Source organism: Xanthobacter autotrophicus, from assembly GCF_030015065.1.
Taxonomy (GTDB): domain Bacteria; phylum Pseudomonadota; class Alphaproteobacteria; order Rhizobiales; family Xanthobacteraceae; genus Xanthobacter; species Xanthobacter autotrophicus_D.
This window is the reverse complement of the sequence record NZ_JAIVFN010000362.1, coordinates 1-474: the sequence shown is the minus strand read 5'-3', so window position 1 is coordinate 474 and position 474 is coordinate 1. Positions and strand designations below refer to the sequence as shown.

Sequence of the window (474 nt, the reverse complement as noted above, 5' to 3'; positions counted from 1 at the left end):
GCAGTTGCAGCGCGGGCCGGATGCGGTCCCACCAGGGGCCCCAGGGCTCGTGCTCGTAGTGCAGCACCACCGAATCGGGACGTTCCACCGCCAGGCACGAGGCCAGGCACAGGTAGTACATCAGGTGGAAGGGCTCGGTCTGCGGTTTGAGGCCGAACACGAAGTGGAAGGTGCGCGGGATCATGCCGGGCGCTCCAGTGCCGTCCGCAGCGCCGCGAGCACCCGCTCCGCGGCGAATTCCGTGCGGACGTGGGCCGCCAGTCGCTCGCCGCGCGCGCGTGCGGAGGCCGGGTCCGCGGCCCATGCCCGCATGCAGCGTCCGGCCTGCGCCGCGTCGGGCTCGGCCCACGCATCGCGTGGCGAATAGCCCCGGGCCCACAAGGGCTCGTGGGCCGGCACCATCCGGTAGTCGAGCAGGCAGGCCAGTTCCGGCGGCAGGAAGTCGGTCTGCCCGCCGTGGCCGGTCATCACCAC

2 pseudogenes are annotated in these 474 nt (G+C 72.8%); both read right to left on the bottom strand.

Going from position 1 to position 474, the window contains the following annotated elements:
• Positions 1-184 (bottom strand): annotated as a pseudogene (locus K9U40_RS23540) (glycosyltransferase); the annotation flags it as partial.
• Positions 181-474 (bottom strand): annotated as a pseudogene (locus K9U40_RS23535) (hypothetical protein); the annotation flags it as partial. The pseudogenes K9U40_RS23535 and K9U40_RS23540, both read right to left, overlap by 4 nt.